This window comes from Streptomyces beigongshangae, assembly GCF_019710745.1.
Taxonomy (GTDB): domain Bacteria; phylum Actinomycetota; class Actinomycetes; order Streptomycetales; family Streptomycetaceae; genus Streptomyces; species Streptomyces beigongshangae.
Genome location: NZ_JAHKJW010000096.1, coordinates 1 through 19,052, shown reverse-complemented (window position 1 = coordinate 19,052; position 19,052 = coordinate 1). Strand labels below are relative to the sequence as shown.

Sequence of the window (19,052 nt, the reverse complement as noted above, 5' to 3'; positions counted from 1 at the left end):
CCCGCCCGCGAGCGAGGCGGCGGCCAGCCCGGCCGCGCCGAGGCCCGCGGCGCGCAGCACATCGGTTCTGCTCAAGGATTCGCCCATGGATCGGCTCCCGTCTGTTCGTTTAGGTGCGCGTGCAGGCAGGGGGACGGTCACCGACTCGTCCCCGGCGCCGCGCCCCTCAACGGAATCAGTGCGGATCCGGTGCGGTCCAATACCCGTGCCCATACGCTTCGGGCATGGATGCGAGCCCCCCGGCGGGAAGCCGGTGACGGACGTCGACACCAGGGTGCTGCGTTATTACCTGGCCGTGGCCGAGCACTCGAGCTTCACCCGGGCCGCCGAGCGGCTGTACGTGTCCCAGCCGTCGCTGAGCCGTCAGATCCAGCGGCTGGAGGAGGACCTGGGCATCCGGTTGTTCGAGCGGACCAGCCGGGGGGTGCGGCTCACCGCGGCCGGGGAGGCGCTGCTGCCCTCGGCCCGGCAGACGGTGGAGGACTGGAGGCGCGCGGTCCGGGACGTCCGCACCGCGGCGGCAGCCGGCAGCCGCCTGCTGCGGATCGGGTTCGTGGCCACCGGCGCGGGCGCGTTCGGCAGGCGGGTCCGCGACGTCCACGCCGCCCGCCGTCCGGACGTCACGCTGGAACCCAAACGGTTCGACTGGGGCGGGGAGGCAGAGGCACTGCGGCAGGGGCTGGCCGACGTGGCCTTCCTCTGGCTCCCCACCGACCTGTCCGGGCTGCGCACCGAGGTCGTCGCGGAGGAACCGCGGTGGGTGGCCGTGGCCCGCACGCACGCGCTGGCCGGGCGGGCGGACGTCGGCATACGGGAGGTGGCCGACGAACCGGTGGTGTGGACCCGCAAGGCGCCCCAGCAGTGGGTCGACTGGTGGGCCGTGAACCCCAGGCCGGACGGGTCGGCGCCCCGGTGGGGGCCGGAGAACGACAACGTCGAGGAGATGCTCGAACACGTCGCCACCGGCTCGGCGATCTGCTTCGGCACCGAGTCGATGGCGCGTTACTACGCGCACCCGGACCTGGTGTGGCGCAGGGTCAGGGACATCGAGCCGCTGCGGATCGCGGTGGCATGGCCGGGCGAGAAGCCCAGTCCGCTGGTACGGGACTTCCTCGCCACGGTGCGGGAACTCGCCGCGGAGAACGGGACGAACGGGGGAGAAGACGGGGGAGAAGCGGGAAACGGGAGGACGGGGAAGCCGCCGGCGTGAGCGGCCCCGGCCCCGGCGCCGACACGGGTGAAGCGGTCTCGCGCACCCCGCGCGGGGCGCGGTCACAGGAAGTGCGACCGGCTCCCCGGGCGGGCGCCGCTCTCCACCAGCATGGCGCTCCAGGACGCCGACGGACTGGCGTTGAGGAGCACCGCCTCGGCGGCCCCGTCCGTCCCGTCCCTGGCCAGCGCGGAGTACAGGTTGAACAGCACGTCGTTGGGGCCGAGGTGCCCGTAGCGGCGGAGGTTGTCGGGGCACGCCTCGTCGACGGCGACCCCGAGCACCTCCGCGTGGAAGCGGAAGGACCCGGCCGACATGTTCTGGGTGATGTGGTAGCGGATGTCCGACGGCAGCCGGCCGTTGCGGTCCAGGATCCGCCGGTACAGCCCCCGTATCCGGTTGCGGCTCTCCATGGCCAGCTCGAAGGAGTACCGCGGGATGTCGGTGCACTCCTCGCGCCACCGCTCGTAGGGGCGGTCGCGGAAGTCGACACGGAACAGGTCCCAGTAGGCGCCGCTGGTCTCCGCCAGGATGTCGAGGATCCTGACGGGTCCGTCCCGGGCCACCACGAGCGCCTGCCCGCTGTCGCCGTACACGGTGACCGGGTGGCGGTAGCGGTGCGGGGCGGCGGGCTTGCTGCCGTGCGTCACCAGGACGTGCCGGACGTCCGGATCGGCGGCCAGCAGACCGCGGGCGGCCAGCAGACCGGGGACGACCGAGGTGCAGCCCAGTCCGCCGACGGAGAACGCCAGTGCCCGTCCGGCGCCCAGCAGGGCCTGGGTCCTGGTCGCCTCGGAGACGGCGAACGCCTCGGGGGCCCGGGAGTCGACCACGATCAGGGCGTCCAGCTCGTCGGGGCTCAGCCCCGCCTCGGCGAGCGCCTGCCGGGCGGCGCGGACGGCCAGCTCGACCGCGTCCAGCCCGTCGTCGGCGGGGACCCGGTCGATACCGAGGGCCAGGCAGGTCCTCCGCTGCGCGGGGGTGAGCGCGGCCAGTTCGGGCAGCTCCCCGACGGCGACGGACCGGGCGGGCAGGTACCAGGACGCGGCGCGCAGCGCGCAGGCCGACATCGCTCACCCGGCCAGTTCCGCGAAGGCGCGGACGGTCTCGTCGGCGAGTGCCTCGGCCTCCTGCTCGGTGCGGCGGCCGTCGTACAGGAGGATCAGCTGCAGCGCTCCCCCGGTGACCGTGGTGGTCAGCACCAGGGGGAACGCCTCGGGCATCCGCTTCGGGGCGCGGGCGAACCCGTCGGAACGGTTGTTGCGCAGCAACGTCACACCCGTGTCGAAGCCCGATCCGTCGTGGGTGCCGTGGATCACCAGCACCTCGGGTTCGGGCAGTGCGCGCAGCGGGGCGAGTACCGGCGTGGCGGGGGTCAGGTGACGCAGGATGCCGTAGCCGACACCGTCGTTGGGGACGGACCGGACCCGGTCGGTGACCGTGGGCAGGTTGTCCCGGACGCCCGCCGCGGGGTCGACCGGGAGCATCAGCGGGTGCACGCTGGTGAACCAGCCGATCGCCGGTGACCGGCCGGCGGGCCGGTAGACGTTGGGCGTCGCCGCGCCCTCCGTCATGACGTACGCGCCGGTGGTGCCGGACCAGCGGGCCAGCGCGCAGGCGAAGGCGCACAGGGCCGCCTCCTCCGCGCCCGGGCCCCCCTTGAGCACGGAGGCCACCTGGTCCGGGGCCAGGCGCCGGCGGGCGACGCCGCCGGGGTGGTGACGGGGCGGCGGTTCGGTGAGGAGGGCGGCGCCGGAGCGCAGCGTGCCGGTCCAGTACGCCAGTTCCCCGGCCAGCTCGTCGGAGTCCGCCATGTCCTGGAGGTGCCGCGACCACTCCCGCCAGGTCAGTGACGGCTCCGGCGGGGGCAGCGGCCGTCCGGCGAGCAGCTCGGTGAGCGCCGCGTCCAGGTCGTCGATGAGGACGACGGTGGCGATGTTGTCGAAGACGAAGTGGTGGATGACGAGGACGAGCCGGCCGCCCCGGCCGTGGCCGCGGTCGTAGTGGCGCACCCGCAGCACCGGGCCGCGTTCGAGGTCGATCAGCGACCTCAGCTGCTCCAGGTCCCGCGCCAGGTACTCCCGTTCCTCCTCCTCGTCGAGCGCGGGCAGCACCTGGGTGTCGAAGACGTCGCAGGCCGCCGGTTCGGCGCACTCGATCCGCCAGCCCAGTCCGTTGCGGCGGAAGCGGTAGCGCAGCGTCTCGTGGCGGGCCAGGAGGTGTTCGACCGCCGTGCGCATGATCTCGCCGCTGATCCGGGTCGTGGTCTCCAGCGGGTGCACCTCCAGGAAGTCCGGCGCACCGGGGGGCATCCGTTCGAGGAAGCCGCGCATGATGGGGGTCAGCCGGGGGGCGCCCACCGGGGGCGCGGCGGCCGCCGGGAGCGCCGCGCCCCCGGCGGCCGCCGCGTTCCCGGGCGGCGGTCCGGGCGGGTCCACGGTCGCGGCCGCCGCCAGCTCCCGCAGGCTGTGGTGCTGCAGCATCTGCTGGGGCGTGAAGTGCACCCCCGACTTGGCGGCGCGGGCGGCGACCCGCACGCCGAGGACGGAGTCCCCGCCCAGTTCGAAGAAGTTGTCGTCGGCCCGGACCCCGTCCACCACCAGCAGGTCGGCGACGATCCGGACGAGCACGTCCTCGGCGCGCTCCGCGGTCCCGCCGGCCGCCCCGGCCGTGGTGACGACGGGTGCGGCGGGCACCGGCGCGGTGGGCGTCCGTGGTGCGGTGGTCGGCATGGCCATCTCCCTCAGGCTCCTGCGGTCGAGCTTCCCGGTTCCGGTCCGTGGCAGGCGTTCGTGCGGCACGACCGCGCTCGGCACCATGAAGGCGGGCAGCGCTCGTGCGGTCCAGTCGAGCAGTTCGTGCCCGGCGGGCGCGGACGGGCCGGCCGCCACGTGGGCGACGAGCCGGGTGGATCCGCTCGGCGCCGTCACGTCCACCACCGCCGCCTCGCGCACCGCCGGGTGGGTGAGCAGCACCCGTTCGGCCTCGGCGGGCTCGACCCGTCGGCCGCCGATCTCCGCCTGGTCGTCGAGCCGCCCGGTGAACTCCACGGTGCCGTCCGGGCGCAGCCGTCCCAGATCGCCGGTCCGGTACCGGCGCGCGCCCGGTTCGGTGGCGTGCGGGTCGGCGACGAACCGGGCCGCGGTGAGCCCCGGCAGTCCGCGGTAGCCGCGGCCGACGGCGGCGCCGCCGACGGTGATCTCCCCGGTGTCGCCGGCCTGGACCGGCTGCCCGGTTCCGTCCAGCAGGCCGACGGACGCCCCCGCGACCGGCCGGCCGATGGCGGGCAGGGACGCCCCACCGACGATGGGCGCCCCACCGGCGAAGGACGTCCCGCCGGCGAAGGACGCCCCGTCGGTGGCCGGGTCGACCCCGCCGGCGGTGGAGACGACCGTGCACTCCGTCGGCCCGTACATGTTCACCAGCCGGAAGGGGCAGCCGGGCGGCGGGGACACGCGCAGCCGGTCGCCGCCGGTGGCCAGCACCCGCAGCCGCAGGTCCGGCGGCCACTCGCCCTCGCTCAGCACGATCTCGGCGAGCTGGGTCGGCAGGAAGGCCGCCGTGACGCGCCGGTCGGCGAGCCGGCGCAGGAAGGCGCCGGGCTCCTCCAGAGCGGTCGGCGCGAAGTGGAGCGTGGCGCCGCGGCACAGGGCCGGCCACACGTCCAGCACGGCGGCGTCGAACCCCGGCGACGCGACCTGGAGGACACGGTCGTCCGGGGTCAGTTCCAGCTCGTCCTGGTACCAGCGCACCAGGGCGGCCAGGTTCCGGTGCTCGATCTCGCAGCCGTGCGGCCGTCCGGTGGAGCCCGAGGTGTAGGCGACGTAGGCGAGGTCGCGCGGACCGGACCGGCGCGGCAGGGCCCCGCCGCCGTCCGTACCGGGATCCGTCAGGTCGATCGGTGTGCACGGCCGCCCCGGCAGGTCGCCGAGGACCGTCACGGCACCGCCGGTGGCCTCCAGGTCGGCCAGCACGTCCTCGATCCGCTGCCGCGGCCAGTCCGGGTCGACCAGGACGAACGCGCCGCCGGCCCTGGCCACGGCGAGCCAGCCCACCACGAGGCCGGGGCCGCGTCCGGCGACGACCGGCACGGTGCTCTCCGGGCCCACCCCGGCCGTGACGAGCCGGCGGGCGAGCCGGTCGGCCATCGCGTCCACCTCCCGGTAGGTGTACGTACGCCCGTGGGCGACGACGGCCGGGTGGTCGGGGCGCTCGGCGGCGCGGGCGGCCACCTCCTCGTGCACCAGGAGACCGCCACCGGCGGCGTACGGGGCGCCGGTGAGCACGGAGGGCCGCGGAGCGGCGGAGCGCGGGACGCCGGCGCGCGGGGGCGCCGGCGGCAGGTCGGCCACGCGCCGCCCGGGGTCCTCCAGCACGGCACCGAGCAGGGCGGGCAGCCAGGCGGTGAGCCCCTGGACGGTCTCCCGGTCGAACAGGGCGACCGCGTACTCCACGTAGGCGTGCATCGGGCCGTCGTCCTGGTCGGTGACGCCGAAGGTGAGGTCGAACTTGGCGGTGCCGGGGGCGATGCCCGCGATGTCCCGGTCGAGCAGCCGGGTGATCTCCAGACCGGCCGGGACATGGGCCGGGGCGGGGGCGTTCTGGTACGTGTAGGCGACGTCGTAGAGCGGGTGGCGGCCGGGTTCGCGGGTCCGGCACACCGCGGACACGATCTTCTCGAACGGCATGTCCTCGTGGTCGAGCACCCCGGCGACGGTGTCCGCGCACCGGCGCACCACGTCGGTGAACGTGAGGTCGCCGCCGATCCTCGTACGGAACGGCGGCAGGTTGTTGAAGTAGCCGATCAGCCCGTGCGTCGCGGGATCGACCCGCCCCGAGGTGCCGACGCCGACGACGACGTCGTCGGTGCCCGTCCAGTGGTGGAGCAGCACGTCCACCAGGGCCAGCATGGTGACGAACGTGGTGACGCCCTGTTCCCGGCTGTACGCCCGTACGGCGCGGGCCCGTCCGGCGTCGATGGTGAACTCCACCAGGTCGCCCCGGAAGTCCTGCGCGGCCGGACGCGGCCGGTCCAGCGGCAGGGGGGCCGTGCGCAGTCCCGCCAGCTCCTTGCGCCAGAAGGCGAGTCCGGCCTCCAGCCGGTCCCCGGTCAGCCAGGAGCGCTGCCAGGCGGCGAAGTCCGCGTACTGGACGGGCAGCGCGGGCAGGCCGGCGGGACGCCCGGTGCACCGGGCGCGGTACAGCTCGAAGAGGTCCCGGAAGAACACCGCCGGCGACCAGCCGTCGAAGACGATGTGGTGGTACGTGTACAGCAGTACGTGATCGTCGTCGGCCAGGCGCAGCAGCGCGGTCCGCAGCAGGGGTCCCGCGGCCAGGTCGAAGGGGCGTACGGCCTCCGCCCCGGCGAGGCGCCGGGCCTCCTCCTCGCGGCGGGCCGGGGGCAGCGCGCCGAGGTCGGTCAGCGGCAGGTCCGGCCCCGCGGGGAGCACGTGGACGTACGGTTCGCCGTCGTCGTCGCGCACGCAGGTGCGCAGGACCTCGTGCCGGGCGCTCAGGTCGTCCAGCGCGCCGCGCAGCGCGGCGACGTCCAGCGGGCCGCGCAGCCGCAGGTCGGCCGGGATGTTGTAGAGGGGGCTGCCGGGGTGGAGCCGGTCCAGGTACCACAGCTGTTCCTGGCCGAAGGAGAGGGGGAGCCGGCCGCCGCGCGGGACGGGGACGACGGACCGGCCGGTGTCCGGGACGTCGCCGCGGGAGCGCAGCTCCTCGACGCGCCGGGCCAGGCCGCCGGCCGTGCGGTGCGCGTAGAGGTCGGCGAAGGTCAGCCGCACGCCCAGGTCGCGCTCCAGCCGCCGGAGCACGCTGATCCCGGAGATCGACGTGCCGCCCAGGGCGAAGTAGTCGGAGTCGGGGTGCACCCCGGTGGCCCCCAGCACCTCCTCCCACACCTCGACGACGGCGGGTCCGGCGGGGGTGTCCGCGGAGGACGGACCGGCGGGCCGCGCCGCGGGGGCGGGGGCGGGGGCACTCGGCGGGGCCTGCGGCGCCGGGGACTCCCGGACCCAGCAGCGCACCGGCTCGAAGGGGTAGGTGGGCGCTTCGACACGTCCGGCGGGCCGGGTACGCGGACCGGGGTCCGTGGCGGCGTAGTGGCGCTCCCAGTCGAGCGCGCCGCCCGCGGTGTAGATGTGCCCGAGGCGGTCGAGCAGCCCGCGGCGGCCCTCGCCGCCGAGCAGGGTGACGACCGGCAGGTCGGGCGCGACCCGGCGGATCTCGCGGGTGAGGACGCCGTCGGCGGCCATCTCCACGAGGACGGCCCCGTCGCGCCGGAAGCCCTGTGCCACCTCCCGCAGCCGGGCGGGGTCGAGCGGGACGGGCGCCGGGGCGGCGGCCGCCGCGAGGGCGGCGTCGCGGGCGGACAGCTCGCCCTGGGCGGCGCGCACGGCGAGGGTCCCGTCGCCGGACCCGACGAAGTGGGGATCGCGCACGCCCCAGGAGGCGAGCAGCCGGTACAGGGCGAGCCGGCGCAGGAGCAGCAGGCCCCGCGGACCGGTACCGGCGGCGTCCGGCCCGTCCTGCGCCACGTGCAGCGCGGGCTCCTCCGCGGCGAGCCGCGCCCAGTCGGACCCGTCGATCGCGGCGTCGGCGGAGAACACCAGGACGACCCCGCGTTCCGGGACCGGCCGCGCGTCGTCCGGGAGGGCCGCGGACCGCAGGGCGCGCGCGAGTTCCCGTACGTCCGCCGCGGTGCACGCCAGCCGGAAGGGGTGGTCGTCGCGGCCCCGGTTCAGGGTGTGCGCCACCGCGCGCAGGGAGTGCCCGGTCGTCTCCGCGAAGTCGGCCAGGAGGTGGCGGTAGCGGTCGAGGGCGGACGCCGACCTCGCCGAGACGGTGACCAGTTCGGCGCCCGCCCCCGGGCCGTCGTCCGCGGGCGGCTCGGGCGGCTCCTCCAGCACGGCGTGGACGTTGGTCCCGGTCAGCCCGAAGGAGCTGACCCCCGCCCGCCGCGGGGTCGCACCCCGGGGCCACGCCCCTCCGGCGGGATCGACGCGCACCGGACCCCGGAGGTCGATCAGCGGGTTGGCCTCGGCGAAGTGCGCCGAGGGGTAGAGCACCCCGTGCCGGACGCTGCCCAGCGCCTTCAGCAGACCGACGATGCCCGCCGCGTTGCCGAGGTGCCCGATGTCGCCCTTCACCGAACCGATCACGCACGGGGTGGTCGCGCCCGCGTCGCCGAACGCCTGCCGCAGCGCCTCGACCTCCACGACGTCACCGAGCGGTGTGGCCGAGCCGTGGCACTCCACGTAGCCGACGGAGCCCGCCTCGACGCCCGCGTCACGCCACGCCGCGGCGATCACCTCGGCCTGCGCGGCCTGGCTCGGCGCGCCCATGCTGGCCGCCCGGTAGCCGTTGTGGTTGACCGCGATGCCCTTCAGCACACCGAGGACCGTGTCGCGGTCGGCGAGTGCCCTGGACAGCGGCTTCAGCAGGACGATGCCGCCGCCCTCGCCGCCGACGGTGCCGTCGGCGCGCGCGTCGAACGGCAGGCAGGTCCCGGTCGGGGACTCCACGCCGCGCAGCGTCTCGCGGCCCTGGTCCGGCGTCAGGGCCGTCTGGACGCTCAGGCCGCCGGCGAGCGCGAGGTCGGCGTCCCCGCAGCGCAGCAGCCGCACCGCCTGCGCCACCGCGGCGAGGGCACTGCTGCACGCGGAGTCCACCACCAGCGAGGGCCCGGCGAGGTCGAGCAGGTACGACACCCGGGCGGCGACCGCCGCGGGCAGCGTGCCGAGGATGTGCTGGGGGTCGTCCTTCGGCACCAGGCCCTCGTATGTCGGGTCCACCTCGGCGAGGACCACGGCGGTCCGGGACCCGCGCAGCCGCCCCGGGGCGTAGCCGGCGTGCTCCACCGCCCGGTGCGCCAGTTGCAGGGCGAGCCGCTGGTGCGGGTCCATCAGCTCGGCCTCGCGCCGGGAGATGCCGAAGAACGCGTGGTCGAAGAGGTCGACCCGGTCCAGATAGCCCATGGGCAGGTAGGACGTGCCGAGAGCACCGCCGGTGTGGCGCACCCGGTCCGGTCCGGGCTGCCCGATGCCGTCGTAGCCCGTGCGCAGGCGCTCGTGGAACTCCGTCAGGTCCGCGGCGCCGGGGAACAGGCCCGCGGCTCCGATGATCGCCACCTCGTCGTGCTGCACACCGAACCCCCGGTTCCTCGCGGACGGTCGTCTCACAGGTCGTGGCGGGTCCCGGCGCGGCGGTGGGCCCCGCTGCGCTCGTCCACCAGGCGCGCCATCGCCTCGATGGTCGGGTGCTCGAAGAGCAGGGCCACCGGCAGTTCCCGCCCGCACAGGCGCTCCAGCCGGGACCGCAGGTCCATCAGGGCCAGGGAGGACCCCCCGGCGTCGAAGAACTTCTCGCGCACGTCGAAGGAGTCCCGCCCGATCAGACCCGCCCAGTGCCGTTCGACCGCGCGTTCCGTCTCCGTGCGCGGCGCCCGCCGCACGACCGGCTCCGGCGCCGGGTCCGGGCGTGCGGCCAGGGCCCGGCGGTCGGTCTTCCCGGAGGGGGTGCGGGGCAGCGCGTCCAGGACGGTGATCGGGGCGGGCACCGCGGCCGCCGGGAGGTGGCGGCGCAGCCAGTCGCGCAGCTCGCCGGGGTCCGTCCCGGGGCGCGCCGCCGTCACATGGGCCCGCAGTCGCGTTCGGCCGTCGGCGTCAGCACCTGCGGTCACGGCGGCCTCCGCGACGCTCCCGTGCCGGGCCAGCAGCTCTTCCACGCCGTCGAGCTCCACCCGTACGCCCGCCACCTTGAGCTGCCGGTCGGCCCGGCCGCAGAAGTCCAGCAGCCCGTCGGCCGTCCACCGGACCAGATCGCCGGTGCGGTACATCCGCGCGCCGGGCGACGGCGTGAACGGGTCGGCCACGAACCGTCCCGCGGTCGCCGCGGGCGCGCCGAGGTAGCCCTGGGCGACACCGTGCCCGCCGAGGTACAGCTCGCCGGTGACGCCGGGCGGCACCGGGCGCAGCCAGCGGTCCAGGACGTACGCCCGGACGCCCGGCAGCGGACGGCCGATCGGTGGCGTCCGCCCGTCGCGCCCGCCGGCCGGCCGGCCGGCGGTGTCGTGGCAGGTGGCGAAGATGCTCGCCTCGCTGGGCCCGTACCCGTTGAACACCGTGTACGGCACCGGCCCGGCGGGCAACCGGGTGAGCCGGTCGCCGCCGAGCAGGACGTGGCGCAGCCGGTCCGCACCGTCCAGCGCGCCGTCGGCGAAGACGCGTTCCCCGACGGCGGTGGGGAGGAAACAGAAGACCAGTTCCTCGGCCGCGATCCAGCGGCCGAGCGCCCGCGGGTCGCGCCGCAGGTCCGGCGCGGCGACGCACAGACAGGCGCCCCGGCAGAGCGTCGACCAGACCTCCCACACGGACGCGTCGAAGGAGAGGTCGGCGATCTGGCCGCACCGGTCGCCCACCCCGTGACCGAGAACGGTGTCGTGCCAGGACAGCAGGTTCACCACCGCCCCGTGGGTGAGGACCACCCCCTTGGGGCGCCCGGTGGAGCCGGAGGTGTAGACGCACGCCAGCGGATCGCCGGGGCCGGGCCGCGCCCGGGGCGCCGCCGACGCGGCGGGCAGCACGGTGTCGCGGGTCAGCACCGCCCTGGCCCCGCAGTCGTCCACGATCGCCCGCAGCCGCTCCGGTGGCACGTCCGGCTCCACACCGACGTACGCCGCCCCGGCCTTGGCCAGCGCGACGAAGGCGGTGACGGCCCGCACGCCGGGCGTGAGGACGACGCAGACCCGGTCGCCCCGGCGCACGCCCAGCGCCGCCAGCCGGGCCGCGAGCCGGTCCGCCCGGCGGTCCAGCTCGTGGTACGACACCGGCCGCCCGGCCTCCCGGACGGCGGGCGCCCGTGGATGGCGCCGCGCCATGCGTTCGAACAGCTCGGTGACCGTGGTACCGGCCGGGCGGACGGCGGGACCGGCGCTCACCGCGTCGGCCCCGCGCCGCTCCTCCGCGTCGAGCAGCGGGAACCGGCGCAGCGGGGTGCCGGGGGAGGTCACGGCGGTTTCGAGCAGCGCGAGCAGATGGCGGGCGAGCCGGTCGGCGGTGGCGGCGTCGAACAGGTCGGCGTTGTAGCAGAGGTCGGCCGCGAGGGCGCCGGACAGCTCCCGGAAGTCGAGGACGAGGTCGAACGGGGCGGCCGGACCGTCCGTCTCCACCTCCGACACCCGCAGCCCGGACAGGGCGGGTGTCGCCCGCGGGGTGTTCTGCAGGACGACCATCACCTGGACCAGGGGAGTGCGGCCGGGGTCCCGTTCCACCCCGAGCGCCTCCACGACCTGCTCGAACGGAGTCTCGGCGTGCTCGAACGCCGCCAGCACCGTCGCGCGCGCCTCGCCGAGCAGCTCGGCGAAGGAGAGCCTCTCGTCCACCCGGCCGCGGAGCACGACCGGGTTCACGAAGAAGCCGACGAGCCGCTCGAACTCCGGCCGGTCGCGCCCGGCGACGGCCGTGCCGACCGCGATGTCGTCCTGTGCGCAGTACCGGGCGAGCACCACCTGGGTGGCGGCGACCAGCACGGTGAACAGGGTCGTGTCGTGCCGGGCGGCGAGCGTGCGCAGCCGCCCGGTGAGTGCGGCCGGGACCTCGAAACGCCGGTGGCGGCCGGTCGCGGTCCTGACCGCGGGGCGCGGCCGGTCGGTGGGCAGTTCCAGCGCCGGTACGCCGGCCAGCGTGCGGCGCCAGTGGGCGAGGTGCTCCTCGGCCGCGGGGGTGGCGCGGCGCCGCCGCTGCCAGTCGGCGAAGTCGGCGTACTGCGCGGGCAGCGGCGGCAGCCGGGGGCTCAGCCCCTGCACGGCCGCGGAGTAGCAGGCGCTCAGCTCGTCGGTGAGCACGCCCATCGACCAGCCGTCGCTGACGATGTGGTGCATCCCGAGGTGCAGGACGTGGTCGTCGTGCGCCAGCCGCAGCAGCACGGCCCGCAGCAGCGGACCGCGGCGCAGGTCGAAGGGCCGGACGGTCTCGGCGCGCAGGACACGGTCGAGTTCCGCCTCCCGTTGCGCCTCCGGGAGCCCGGAGAGGTCCGTCAGGCGGGGCGCCGAGGGCCGGTGCGGCCGGACGACCTGGGTGCCCGCGTCGGTGAAGGTGGTCCGCAGGATCTCGTGCCGCCCGGTGATCGCCGTCAGCGCCGCGGCCAGCGCCCCGGGGTCGAGCGGGCCGCGCAGCCGCAGCGACAGCGCGGAGTTGTAGTCGGCGCCCTGCGGTGCCAGGCCGTGCAGGAACCACAGCCGCCGCTGGCCGAAGGAGAGGGGCCTCTCGCGTGTCCCGGCCCCGGAGGTGTCCGGCGCCGGGGCGGCCGTGTCGTATCCGGTCGCCGGGGCGGCCGTGTCGTGCCCGGCCGCCCGGCGGTGACCGGAGGGATCGGCCGTCCCGGCCCCGGGGCTGCCCGGCGCGAGGGCGGCCGTGCCGTCCTGCGCGGGCCGGTGACCGCCGGGGCCGGGCAGCACCCGTGCGAGCCGGGCCACCGTCGGGTGGTCGAACAGCGCCCGGGGGGAGACCTCGGCGCCGAGCGCGGCCCGGATCCGCGAGGTGATCTGGACGCAGAGGATCGAGTCGCCGCCCAGCACGAAGAAGTCGTCGTGGACGCCGACCCGCTCCACGCGCAGCACCCGCGCCCAGATCCGGGCGAGATCCTGCTCGGCGCGGGTGCGCGGCGCGGCGTACGGGACCGGTCCGGGGCGGCGCTCGGGAACGGCGGGGCCGGCCGCCGGGCGCTCCGCGGTGCCGTCCGGCCGCGGCAGCGAACCGAGGGGACGCCACGGGTCGGCGTCCACGTCGGCCAGGAGCGCGACGAGGTGACGGGCCATCGCCCGGGGCGTGTCCTCGTCGAAGAGCGCCGGGTCGTACGTCAGCCGCACCGACAGCTCGTCGCCGGCGAAGACCACGACGTTGAGGGGGTAGTTGGTCACCTCGACCGCGTCGAGCCCGGCCGGCGTGACGCCGTGCGCGGCGAGGGCGGGGGCGATCGGGTAGTTCTCGTACACCACGATGCTGTCGAAGAGGTTCACGTCCGCGGGCACCTCGCCGAACGACCGCAGCACGGTGAGCGGCACGTGGTCGTGGGGCTGCGCCTCGATCCGGCCGTTCTGCAGCGCCCGCAGCCACGGCACCAGTTCGGCCGTCGGGTCGGCCGTCACCCGTACGGGCACGGTGTTGATGAACATCCCGACCATGGACTCGATCCCGGGGACGTCCGGCGGGCGCCCGGACACGGTGACCCCGAAGCACACGTCCTGCCCGCCGCCGTACTGGGAGAGCAGCACCGCCCACATCCCCTGGACGACCGTGCCCGGCGTCAGCCGCTGCCGCCGGGCGAAGCCGTGGAGCGCGGCGGTGCCGGCAGCCGGCAGGCGGACGTCCACGGCCGCGGTCGCCCGGCCGCGGTGGGAGCGCGTCGGCGGCCGGTCGAAGGGCAGCGCGGTGGGCGAGCTCAGGCCGCCCAGGACCGTGCGCCAGTGGCCGGCCGCGCGGGCGGAGTCCTGCCCCGCCAGCCACCGCACGTGCTCGCGGAACGGCGGCCGGGGCGGTGGCTCGGTGCCGGGCGCCGCGTACCGCGTGAGGACGTCGGACAGGACCAGGGAGACGCTCCATCCGTCCAGCAGCAGGTGGTGGAAGGTCCACACCAGCCGCACCCGGTCCCGCGGGAGCCGTACCAGGGCGAGCCGCGCCGCCGGCGGCACGGTGAGGTCCAGGGACGCCGCACGGTCGGCCGCCAGCAGCCCGCGCAGCCGGTCGGCCGCCTCGGCCGGGGGCAGCGCGGTCCAGTCGTGGTGGGCGACCGGCAGGACGGCCTGCCGGTGGACCGCCTGGAGCGGCCGTCCGTCGTCCGTCCGCACGACGGAGGTCCGCAGTTCCGGTGTCCGGTCGACGGTCCGCTGCCAGGCCCGGGCCAGTGCGGCCGGGTCGGCCACCCCGTCGAGGACGAGGTGCACCTGTTCGAGGTAGACGCCCGGCTCGGACAGGCTGTGGAACAGCATGCCGCTCTGCATGGAGGTCAGCGGATACAGGTCCACGACCGAACGGCCGTCGCCCACCAGCCGGTCCACCTCCGCCCGGCCGAGACCGGCGAGCGGGAAGTCGGAGGGGGTCGCGCCGCCGGAGCCCGGTCGCGCGCAGTGCGCGACGATCTCCTCCAGGGCGCTCAGCACGCCGTCCGCCAGCGCGCGGACCGTACGCTCCCGGTGCAGGTCGGCGCAGTGGTACCAGGTGAACTCCAGTACGCCGTCGGTGACCGCGGCGGTGACGTCGAGCAGCCGCTCGCGGTCGCCCCGCGTGCCGTTACGGGTGTCGTTGCGGGTGTCGCCCCGCGTGCCGTCCCGCGCGTCGTCCCGTGCGTCGCCCCGGAAGAGGCCGATGGGGCCGGGAGGGCGGTGGAAGAGGCCGCCCGGCGCGGTGCCGGTGTCGAACCGGCCGAGGTAGTTGAAGCTCAGCGGCGGCTCGGCCCCGGCCAGGGCGCGGCGGGTCTCCGCGGGGCCGAGCCACCGCAGCGCGCCGTACCCGACGCCGCGGTTCGGCACCGCGCGCAACTGCTCCTTGACCGACTTGATCACCTCGCCCCAATCGGGCGAGCCGGGTGCGCCGGGCACGCGCAGCACCACGGGGAAGAGGGAGGTGAACCAGCCGACCGTGCCGGACAGGTCGATGTCCGCACCGGGAAGTACTTCCTCCCGGCCGTGCCCCTCCAGGGTGAGGGACGTCTCCGGCCGTCCGGTCCACCGGGCCACCACCACGGCCAGCGCGCTCAGCAGGACGTCGTTGACCTGGGTGCGGTAGGTGCCGGGGACGGTGCGCAGCAGCGCCTCGGTGTGCGCGCGGTCCAGCGCCACGGTCACCGACCGCTCCGCGGCCGTGCTGTTGCGGCCGGTCCGGTCGGTGGGCAGCTCGGTGCGGACCGCCCGGGCCACCTCGGTCCAGTGACCGGTCTCCCCGTCGAAGCCGCCGGCCGCCGTGTGGTCGCTCAGCCGCCGGGCCCACTCCTGGAACGACGTGGTGCGCGGGCCGAGGTCGACGGGTGCGCCGGCCGCGGCCTGCCGGTGGGCGGCGTCCAGTTCGGCCAGCAGGACGCGCCACGACACACCGTCCACCACGAGGTGGTGCGCCGTGAGGAGGAGCCGGGGCCTGCGCCGCGGGCCCAGGGTGAAGAGCACGGCGTGGGCCAGCGGGCCGGTGGCCGGCCGCAGTCCGGTCTGGGCCCGTGCCGCGGCCGCGGCCATGGCGGCGTCCTGGCCGGGCGGGTCCAGGTCGGACAGGTCGGTGTGGCGGAACACGAGGCCGTCGCCGTCCGCCGCCGTGTGCTGGCGCCAGTCCCCGTCCACCTGCTCGAACCGCAGGCGCCAGGCGTCATGGCGCTGCGCCACCGCCGTGACGGCGGCACGCAGCGCCTCCACCCGGACCCCGGAGGCCAGTTCGGCCACCAGCCACTGGTTGAAGTGCCCGGCAGCCGCGGCACCGTCGAGGAACCAGCGCTGGACCGGGGTCAGCGGCACCGGCCCCGTCCGCGCCGCCGCGCCGGGCGCCGTGCGGGTCCCGGGGTCCGCGGCGGCGGCGAGCCGGGCCACCGTCTGCCGCAGGAAGATGTCCTTCGACGTCAGCCGCAGCCCCGCCGCCCGTGCCCTGGCCACCACCTGGATGGAGAGGATGGAGTCCCCGCCGAGGTCGAAGAAGTTGTCCTCGACGCCGACCCGCCCGACCCCGAGCACCTCGGCCCACACCCGGCTCAGCGTCCGCTCGGCGGGGGTGCGCGGCGGGACGTGGCCCCGCTCGGGGGCCCGGGGCGGCGGCAGCGCCCGGCGGTCGACCTTCCCGTGCGCGGTCAGCGGCATGCGGTCCAGCACCACGTAACCGGTGGGCACCAGGTAGCCCGGCAGGACTCCCTCCAGGTGGGTCCGGAGTGCGGCCGGTGCCGGAGCCGTCGTGTGCCGCGCGGTCACGTACGCCACCAGCCGCCGGTGGCCGACGTCGGTGCGGGCCACCACGGTGGCCTCGCCCACGTCCGGATGGCGGGTCAGGGCCGCCTCCACCTCACCGATCTCGACCCGGAACCCCCTGATCTTCACCTGGTCGTCGAGCCGCCCGAGGAATTCCAGTTCGCCGGTGGTCCGCCACCGGACCAGGTCCCCGGTGCGGTACAGCCGGTCGCCGCCGCGGCCGGGGAACGGGTCGGCGACGAACCGCCCGGCGGTCAGCCCCGGCCGGCCGAGGTAGCCGCGGGCCAGGCCCTCGCCCCCGACGAGCAGTTCGCCGGGCACGCCCACCGGGACCGGGCGGAGGTCGCCGTCCACGACGTGGCACCGCGTCCCCCCGATCGGCCGCCCGATGGGCGCGGAGGTGACGGGTGCACGGGGGTCGAAGCGGTGGCAGGTGGTGAAGGTGGTGCCCTCGGTCGGTCCGTAGCCGTTGACCAGCTCCAGGCCCGGCACCGCCCGCAGCACCCGGTCGCAGTGGGCGGGGGAGAGCACGTCGCCCCCGGCGATCAGCCGCCGCAGGCCGCCGAGCACGTCCGGGTCGGTGTCCACCACCTCCTCGAACAGGCCCGCGGTCAGCCAGAGCGACGTCACCCCCTCGGCGGCGAGGAACCGCCCCAGCCCGTGCACGGACGGCACCCCCGGCGGGGCGATCGCCAGCCGGGCCCCGTTCACGAGCGCGCCCCAGATCTCGTACGTGGCGGCGTCGAAGGAGACCGAGGAGGTCAGCGCCAGCACGTCCCGCGGGCCGGGCCGCACCTCCCGCGCCCGGCACAGCCGTACCACCGACCGGTGCTCGACCAGCACGCCCTTGGGCCCGCCGGTGGAGCCGGAGGTGTACATGACGTACGCGAGATCGCGTGGGCCCGCGGCCCGCGGGGCCTGAGGGGGCTGTGGGCCCCGTGTGGATCGGGCCTGTGGGTCCCGTGAGGACCGGGACTGCGGGACCTGAGGGTCCGTACGGTCCGCGTCGCCCACCGGGGGAGGGGCGGGCACGTCGTCCATGAGCGCCAGGTCCGCGGCGCCCGCGGGCAGTGCGTCCCGCAGCCGGTCCTCGGTGAGCACCAGGGCGACCGCCGAGTCGGTGAGCATGAACGCCAGCCGCTCGGCCGGGTACTCCGGGTCCAGCGGCAGATACGCCGCACCCGCCCGCAGGATGCCCAGCAGCGCCACGACCAGGGTGATGCCGCGCTCCAGGCAGACCCCGACCACGGCACCCGGTCCGACGCCGCGCGCGGTCAGCCGGGCGGCCACCGCGTCGGCCCGGCCCAGGAGCCCGCCGTAGGTCAGCGACTCGGCCCCGGCCGACAGCGCCGTCGTCCCGGGACTGCGCCGGGCCTGTTCGGCGACGAGGTCGCAGACGGTGCGCCCGGCCGGGCCGGTGGCCGCGCCGTCGCTCCAGCGGGCCAGCCGGGACAGCTCGGCCGCGGTCAGCAGCGGCAGCCGGGACAGCCTGCGTCCCGGGTCGGCGGCGATCCCCTCCAGCAGGACGAGCAGGTGGCCTGCCAGCCGGGCGGGGGTGTCCGGGGCGAAGAGGTCGGTGCTGTACTCGATCGTCCCGGCCAGCGCCCCGGCCCGCGGTTCCAGCTCCAGGGTGACGTCGAACAGCGTGGAGGTGCTGGGCAACGGCGCCCTCTCGGTGCGCAGCCCCGCCATCCGCAACGGCTGCCCGGGCGCGTTCTGCAGCACCAGCATGAGCTGGAACAGCGGGGAACGGCTGGCGTCCCGCTCGGGGCGCACGGCGTCCACCAGCCGGTCGTACGGGAGCGCGTCGTGGGCGAACGCCTCCAGGACCGTCGTCCGTACCCGGCCCAGGAACTCCGCGAAGGAGAGCGTGCCGTCGACGTGGGAGCGGAGCACGACCGTGTTGACGAAGAACCCCGCCAGCCGCTCCAGTTCGGCGCGGTCGCGACCGGAGGTGACCGTGCCCAGCGCCACGTCGCGCTGTCCGCCGTAGCGGGCGAGCAGCACCTGTACGGCGGCGGCGAGGACCATGAACGGCGTCGCCCCGTACGAGTGCCCCACCTCGGTCAGCCGCGCGGTCAGCGGGGCCGGGACGGTGAAGCGGTGCAGTGCGCCCGGGGAGGTGCGTACCGCGGTCCGCGGCCGGTCGGTCGGCAGCTCCGCCGGACTCGTCCCGGCGAGCTGCCGCCGCCAGTACGCGAGAGCGCCGTCCAGGGCGGGGCCGGCCAGCCGCTCGCGCTGCCACGCCGCGAAGTCCGCGTACTGCACGGGCAGCGGCGGCAGGTGCGCACGCGTACCGCGCACCGCGGCCGAGTACAGCTCGCCGAGGTCCCCGGCGAGCACCCCGATCGACCACCCGTCGGTCACGATGTGGTGCTGGTTGAGCACGAGCAGGTGGTCGTCGCCGGCGGAGCGCACCAGCAGCACCCGCAGCAGCGGGCCGCGCCGCAGGTCGAAGGGGCGCCGCAGTTCCGCGCGCAGCAGCCGGTCGGCCGCGGCGGGCCGCTCCGCCTCGGGCAGCCCGGTCAGGTCCACCGGTTCGACGGGGACGGCGAAGGGCGGGCCGACGATCTGGACGCCGGTGCCGTCCACCGTGTCGAACGTGGTGCGCAACGGCTCGTGCCGCGCCACCAGCGCGTCGAGGGCCGTGCGCAGGGCCCCGGTGTCCAGTTCGCCGCGCAGCCGGAAGCCCGTCGCCGTGCCGTACGCGGTGCCGCCGGGCTGGAACCGGTCGAGGAACCACAGGCGCTGCTGCGCGACGGAGAGCGGGAGCGGGCGGTCGCGGGGGAGCGCCTCGATGGGGTGCTCCCGGTCCGCCGGGCCGGGGGCGTCGGCCGCGCCGTCCCGGCGCACGCCCGGCACGGCCGCGGCGCCGGTCACGCCGGGGTGGCGCAGCAGCGC

At 76.3% G+C, this 19,052-nt stretch carries 4 protein-coding genes; 1 reads left to right on the top strand and 3 read right to left on the bottom strand.

The window, feature by feature from the left end:
• Positions 1–253: 253 nt before the first annotated feature.
• Positions 254–1,210 carry a LysR family transcriptional regulator gene (locus KM933_RS36785; RefSeq protein WP_308013665.1) on the top strand — a complete coding sequence of 319 codons (957 nt, stop codon included), beginning with the start codon at positions 254–256 and terminating at the stop codon, positions 1,208–1,210.
• 62 nt (positions 1,211–1,272) lie between these two features.
• On the opposite strand, the gene KM933_RS36780 is transcribed toward KM933_RS36785, so the two are convergent.
• The 3 genes from KM933_RS36780 to KM933_RS36770 are packed head-to-tail and all read right to left on the bottom strand — an operon-like array spanning position 1,273 to position 19,031.
• A complete protein-coding gene (locus KM933_RS36780; RefSeq protein ID WP_260334731.1) occupies positions 1,273–2,280 on the bottom strand; it encodes a 3-oxoacyl-ACP synthase in 1,008 nt (335 codons plus the stop codon).
• 3 nt (positions 2,281–2,283) lie between these two features.
• Positions 2,284–9,360: a non-ribosomal peptide synthetase gene (locus KM933_RS36775; protein WP_221361229.1), complete on the bottom strand. Its 7,077-nt coding sequence runs from the start codon at positions 9,358–9,360 to the stop codon at positions 2,284–2,286.
• Between the two features lie 32 nt (positions 9,361–9,392).
• Positions 9,393–19,031, bottom strand: a complete 9,639-nt coding sequence (locus tag KM933_RS36770; protein WP_221361227.1) for a non-ribosomal peptide synthetase — start codon at positions 19,029–19,031, stop codon at positions 9,393–9,395.
• Positions 19,032–19,052: the final 21 nt, after the last annotated feature.

Coding starts and splice junctions, on each gene's coding strand:
- KM933_RS36780 (WP_260334731.1), bottom strand. CDS start 2,280: ATGTCGGCCTGCGCGCTGCGCGCCGCGTCCTGGTACCTGCCCGCCCGG.